4 protein-coding genes are annotated in these 6918 nt (G+C 66.2%); all 4 read left to right on the top strand.

Annotated elements, in window-relative coordinates; translation table 11 throughout:
• On the top strand, positions 1-1073 hold a 1073-nt coding region (locus AC07X6_RS27790), incomplete at its 5' end, for a FecR family protein (RefSeq protein ID WP_494793109.1).
• 87 nt (positions 1074-1160) lie between these two features.
• The gene (locus tag AC07X6_RS27785; protein ID WP_494793108.1) at positions 1161-3584 is read left to right on the top strand and encodes a TonB-dependent siderophore receptor; all 2424 of its coding nucleotides are present in this window, start codon (positions 1161-1163) and stop codon (positions 3582-3584) included.
• Between the two features lie 274 nt (positions 3585-3858).
• Entirely contained in the window at positions 3859-6120 is a 2262-nt protein-coding gene (locus tag AC07X6_RS27780) for a TonB-dependent siderophore receptor (protein WP_494793107.1), read from the top strand.
• A 51-nt stretch (positions 6121-6171) separates the two neighbouring features.
• A complete protein-coding gene (locus tag AC07X6_RS27775; protein WP_494793106.1) occupies positions 6172-6918 on the top strand; it encodes a DUF4198 domain-containing protein in 747 nt (248 codons plus the stop codon).

The raw sequence follows: 6918 nt of genomic DNA, 5'->3' as shown, positions 1-6918 counted from the left end.
GCCATGATTTCGGCCCCTCCGCCCAGGAGCAGGCGGACTTGCGCGAGTACGCCGACTTTGCCGCCACGCAGGACCCGCTGGCGCTGGCGGCGGCCACCTGGTTCAGCCGGCGCGGCAACCTTGATGCGCAGCAACAGGCCGAGTTTGCCGCCTGGCTGGGGGCCGATGCGCGTCACGCCCAGGAGTATGCGCAGCTAAAAGATACGCACCGCGCGGCGCGCCGGATTCCCGCCCATGTCGCCGCGCGCTGGCAAGTGCCCCAAGGCCCGCCGGCTTCCGCTCCCCGCCGGCACTGGCTGCGCGCCTTGCCGTATGCGGCCGCCGCCATGCTGCTGCTCGGCGTGGGCGCGGGCGGCTACCAGTGGTGGCAGCAGCAAGCCGTGTTCAGCCAGTCGTACGCCACCGCGCGGGGCCAGCGCCTGGCCGTCGCCCTGCCCGACGGCAGCAAGCTGCAGCTCGACACGGCCACGCAGCTGCACGTCACCGTGTACCGCCAGCGGCGCGAAGTGCGCCTGGCGCACGGCGAAGCGCTGTTCCAGGTGCAATCGAAGCAAGGGCAGCCGTTCAACGTGCTCAGCGGCCCCTTGACGGTGACGGTGGTGGGCACGCAGTTTGCCGTGCGCAACACCCTGGCCCACGACGGCCAGCTGCGCGTGGCCGTGCAGCATGGCCATGTGCGCGTGGCGGGCGCGCGGCAAGAGCAAGTCGACCTGACGGCCGGCCAGGGCGTGACGGCCGATGCCGGCGGCCGCCTGTCCGCCGTCGCCAGCCTGGCCCCCGGCAGCGTGGCGCCATGGCGCGACGGCAGGATCACCTTCGACAACGTGCCGCTGGGCGCGGCGCTGGCCGAGTTCGAGCGCTATGGCGACACGGGCCTGGCCGTGCGCGATCCCGCCGTGGCGCGGCTGCGCATCGGCGGCAGCTTCAGCCTGGCCCAGCTCGACCGCTTCGCCGCCGCCCTGCCCCAGCTGCTGCCCGTGCAGCTCGTGCGCACGGGCGCCGCCAGCGAGATCCGCATGGCGGCAAAAATGCCTGCGCAGGCACCGGCCATGCACATCCAAAAAAATAAATGAAAATAATTCGCATTCGCAGGTGAGGATTTTTCCCGCTGCCGCGTCTACCAGGTTAATCGAAAATAAATTAACCTGGAGAAATGCAACATGTGGTCCCCCCGCTTCAATCTGCAACCCGCCCCCTTCGCCCTGGCCGCCATGCTGGCCCTGGGCACGCTCAGCGCCGCACAGGCGCAAACCTTGTCGCCCGTCAAACTGTCCATCGCCGCCCAGCCGCTGGGGCAAGCCCTGAATGAACTGGCGCGGCAAGCCAATCTGCCACTGCTGTTTTCACCCGACTTGGTGGCCGGCAAGACGGCGCCCGCTCTCAGCGGCACCCTCAGCGTGCGCGATGGCCTGGAGCGCCTGCTGGCTGGCAGCGGCTTGCAGGCGTCCATCGACGGCAACGCCGTCATCATCAAGGCGTTGCCCAAGGCCACGGGCGAGACGGCGACCCTGTCGGAAATCACGGTGATGGCCAATGGCGAGCGCACGGCCACGAGCGAAGGCACGGGCGCCTACACGACGCGCGCCGTGACACTGGCGGGCGCCGAGCGCTCGCTGCGCGAGACGCCGCAATCCGTGTCCGTCGTCACGCGCCAGCAGATGGACGACAAGAACCTGTTCACCCTGGACCAGGTGCTGGAGCAAAGCACGGGCCTGACGCGCATGAACCGCAGCTTCGGCTCGCATGAATTCCTGTCGCGCGGCAACGCCCTGTCTTACCTGATCGATGGCATGCCCGGCATTTCCGACAATGCCACGGGCTGGCTGATTCCCGACATGGCCGTGTACGACCGCGTGGAAATCCTGCGCGGTTCGGCCGGCCTGATCGTCGGCGCCGGCACGCCGGGCGGCGTCGCCAACCTGGTGCGCAAGCGCCCGCGCGCCGAAGCGCACGCGGATCTGACGGCCACCGTGGGCAGCTGGCAGCAGCGCCGCGTGGAGCTCGACGCGGGCGCGCCGCTGAACGCGGCCGGCACCGTGCGCGGCCGCGCGCTGGTGGCCTATGAAGAGCGCGATTACTTCTATGACGCGGCGCACAGCCGCATGCCATTGTTCTACGGCATCGTCGAGGCCGACCTCGACGCCGCCACCACCGTGCGCGCCGGCGCGCGCCGCCAGCACACGGTGACGGACGGCTACTGGCTGTTCGGCCTGCCCCGCTACAGCGACGGCGCCACCTTGCCGCTCCGCCGCTCGACCTCGCTGGCGCAGGACTGGAACCGCCACGACGCCACCATCGGCGAGCTGTTCGCCGACCTCGAACACCGCTTTGGCGGCGACTGGAAGACCAAGGTTGCCATCAACCGCACCTATGGAGCCTTCGACCAGCAGGCGGCCATCGTGCGCGGCAGCGTCGACCCCGCCACGCAGCAGGGAGCGCGCCTGTACACGGTCAACTACCGCAAGCAGGATATCGTCACCACAGGCCTGGACGCCAACGTGGGCGGCACTTTTCAGGCCTGGGGCGGCAGGCATGAGGTGCTGCTGGGCATGAACGCCTCGCGCGCCGTCACCGACGACCACGCGGCCTCGACCTCGCCCGGCCTGCCCTTCGACGTCTTTCATCCGAACAATACGCTGCTCGCGCAGCCCGCGCATCCGGCCTGGGACTCGCTGCCGCACCTGAACGAGCAGCATTACGGCGCCTACGCCAGCACGCGCTGGGAACTGCGCCCGGACCTGCATCTGCTGCTGGGCGGCCGCCTGAGCTGGTTCGACAAGCAGACCACGGGCAAGCTGGCCACCGATCCCGTCAGCCGCTACAAGGAAAGCCGCGAATTCACGCCCTACGCGGGCCTGGTGCACGACCTGGGCAAGCAATGGTCCGTGTACGGCAGCTACGCCAGCATCTTCCAGCCGCAGAGCCTGTACTACACGCTGGGCGGACAACCGTTGAAACCCGTCGTCGGCGACACCTATGAGGCGGGCGTGAAGGGCGAGCTGTACGACGGGCGCCTGAACGTGGCGCTGGCCGCCTTTCGCATCAACAAGCGCGACACGGCCGTGTACGACGAGGCCAGCAATGAAGATTGCCTGAAGTGGGACATGACGGGCAGCTGCTACCGCAATGGCCGCCCCATCCACAGCACGGGCATCGATGCGGACGCCAGCGGCGAAGTGCTGCCGGGCTGGCAGCTGTCGTCCGGCTATACCTACAACATCGCGCGCGGCGAAGGCGACGAGACGCCGCCCACCGTCACGCCCAAGCACATGCTGCGCGTGTCGACCAGCTACCGCCTGCCCGGCGCGTGGAACCACTGGACGGTGGGCGGCGGCGTCTCGGCGCAAAGCGGCTATGTCTATCGGGCCGATGACAATCCTGACGTGAGTTTCCGCAACGGCGGACGCGCGGTGTGGGATGCGCGCGCTTCGTACGTGTTCAACCGCAACTGGAGCGCCAATCTCAGCATCGCCAATGTGACGGATAAGGCCTATTGGGCCGCCACGGGCGAATTGCGCCGCGGCAATTACTTCGGCGAACCGCGCAACATCATCCTGACCGTGCGCTACACGCCGGCGCTGTAAGCGCCTCGCAGCCAGCATCGCATCTACGGCCGCCGCCGGCACTGGGGCGGCCGTGTGCGTTTACAACATCGCACTCTTGCATGTATCGCAACCCCACACTATAATAAGAATAGTTCTCATTCACATTTAGACTCTCACCAGAGTCTGCACGCAGCCGGCTGGCTGATGCGCAGCTGGATGACACGCTGCGCCAGCCAGGCATCCCCGCCAAGCAAGCCTCCCATACCAAAAACGCCGGCCGCACGACGGCGGCAGTCGAGAAGAAGGATGTTTCATGGCGCGAGCACGTTCGCTGGCCGGCATGGTTGCCGGCCCGTTTTCCCCATCCGTTGGCAACATCAGCCTGCGTCCGCTGGCCGCCGCCGTGCATTCAGCCTTGCTGACGGTGGCGCTGGGGAGCAGCGCGGCCGTGGCAGCGGAAACGCCGGCCACGCCCGCTGAAACCACCTTGAGCGAAATCAAGGTGCTGGGCCAGCAAGACAAGGCATCGACGGAGCACACGGGTTCCTACACGACCAAACAGATGGGCACGGCCACGCGCATGGGTCTGTCGATCCGCGAAACGCCGCAATCGATTTCCGTGGTGACGCGCCAGCGCATGGACGACATGGGCTTGAACAGCCTGGCCGAGGTGCTGGTGCAGTCGACGGGCGTGACGGTGCAGGAAAACGATAGCGAACGCACGAGTTTTTCGGCGCGCGGTTTTTCCATCGGCAATTACCAGATCGACGGCGTGGCCGTCAATTCCGGGGCGAATGCGCTGTTCGACACGGCCATCTATGACCGTATCGAAATCGTGCGCGGCGCCACGGGCCTGGTCAGCGGCAATGGCGACCCGTCGGCCACCATCAACATGATGCACAAGCGTCCGGGCAAGGAATTTTCCGCCTCGGCCGGCCTGACCGTCGGCTCGTGGAGCAAGGTCCGGCTCGAAGGCGACATCAGCGCGCCCTTGAATGCGGACGGCAGCATCCGCGGGCGCGTCGTCGTGGCCGGCCAGAACCGCCATTCCTACATGGACCTGTACCGGGAACGCAAATTAGTGGGCGCCGTCATCGTCGAGGCGGATCTGACGCCTGCAACGTTGCTCACGGCCGGCATCGACTACCAGAAAAATACGCCGAAAGGCACGAGCTGGGGCACCACGCCCCTGTTCTTCGCGGACGGCACGCCGGCCAACATGCCCCGCTCGTTCAACATGGCGGCCAAGTGGAGCAGCTGGGAACGCGCATTCGAAAACAAATACGTCTACCTCGAGCACCGCTTCGCCAGCGACTGGAAGCTCAAGGCCGCCTACGGACGCCTGGACAGTTCCTCGAACGGCAAGCTGTTCTACGGCGGCAGCGGCTATCCGAAACGCGACGGCAGCGGCCTGGAAGTCTGGAGCGGCGCCTTCCCCTACGATGAAAAACAGGACAACTTCGACCTGTCGGCCAATGGCAGTTTCCCCCTGTTCGGCCGCCGGCACGACCTGGTGCTGGGCGTGAACGGCTGGAAGCGCACCGGCACGACGAATGAAACCCTGCTGTCCGATCCGCTGCCGTTCGCCACCATCATCCCCGACTTCCGCAACTGGACGGGAGACGTGCCCGAACCGAGCCTGACGCGCACGGGCGCGCGCGACGTCGCCACCACCAAACAGTCGGGCGCCTTCATCGCCACGCGCATCAACGTCACGGACAACTTCAAGGTACTGGCCGGCGCGCGCGTGTCGAAGTGGGAAACGTATAACGACCGTTACGACACCCAGGGCCGTTTCGTCAAGCGCAGCTCCGCGTATAAAACGGACGACGTCGTCACGCCATATGCGGGCCTGGTGCTGGACGTGAGCAAGAACACCTCGCTGTACGCCAGTTACACGGACCTGTTCAAGCCGCAAAACCTGAAGGACAAGAACAACGCCTTCCTCGACCCGATCACGGGCAGCAACGTGGAAGCGGGCGTGAAGAGCGAATTCCTCGACGGCGCCATCAATGCCTCGTTCGCCGTGTATGAGGCGAAGCAGGACAACCTGGGCGAGGAAGACAAGTCGGTGCCGCCCACCTTCGTGCTGCCGGACGGCAGCCGTCCGTATATGTCGACGGGCAAGGGCACGAAAAGCAAAGGTTACGAAGCAGAAGTGTCGGGCAGCCCCTTGCGCGGCTGGCAGCTGTTCGCCGGCTACACGCACAGTACCTCGAAGACGGGCAAGGGCGTGGTGACCAATACCATCCAGCCGACCAACATGCTGCGCGTCTCGACCACCTACCGCCTGCCGGGCGAACTGCAGAACCTGACCATCGGCGGCGGCTTGAACTGGCAGAGCGAAATCTGGACGATGGCCACCCTGCCGAACAAAAGCAAGATCCGCGTCAGCCAGGGCAGCTACGTGCTGGCCAACCTGATGGCGCGCTACCAGATCAACCCGAAACTGTCGGCCAGCCTGAACGTCAACAACCTGTTCGACAAGACGTATTTCCGCCGCGTGGGTTTCTATAACGGCGGCTATTACGGCGAACCGCGCAACGTGGCGCTGAACCTGCGCTACCAGTACTGATGCTCGATGCGGGCCGATTTTCCATTCACATAACAAGATAAGGGATACACCATGCACATCACTTCCATCGCGCGCCCCGGCGCCCTCGCCACCGCCCTGCTGGGCGCGGCCCTCGCCTGCGGCAGCGCCAGCGCACACCAGATCTGGCTGCAGCAGGACGGCAAGGCGGCCAGCGTGTACTTCGGCGAATTCGGCGACAACCTGCGCGAAGCATCGCCCGGCCTGCTGGACAAGTTCAGCATCAAGAACGTGACGTGGGTATCGGCCAAGGGCGCGCAGCCGCTGCAGGCAAGCAAGACGGCCGGCGCGTTCATCCTGAATGGCAAGGTGGGCGCCGGCGAAAGCATCATCGTCGAGGAAGACAACTACCCGTCGTGGGAAGAGAAGAAGGATGGCAAGGCCACGCGCACCGTGTGGATTCCCGCCGCGCGCCTGGTCGCCGACGGCAAGGCGCAAACACAAGCGCTGACCCTGGACCTGGTACCGACCGGCAAACCCGGCCAGTTCCAGGTCAGCTACCAGGGCAAGCCGCTGGCGCAAGCCAAGGTCAACGCCGTGGTGCAATCGGGCTGGGGCAAGGAAGCGTGGAGCGATGCGCAAGGCCTGGTCAGCTTCCCGCTGCCATGGAAGGGCACGTATGTGCTGGAAGTGCAGCACACGGACAAGACGCCCGGCCAGCGCGGCGCGCAAGCGTATGACAAGGCCATGTTCGTGACCACCCTGAGCCTGGTGCAGCCGCAAGGCGTGACGCCGCTGCCGGCCGGCCCGGCCCTGCCACCGAGCAAGGACCACGACTGA

It is taken from the genome of Janthinobacterium sp. GW460-12-1-14-LB5 (assembly GCF_059423585.1).
Note: the sequence above shows the minus strand (reverse complement) of the source record. Positions and strands in the feature narration are given on the sequence as shown.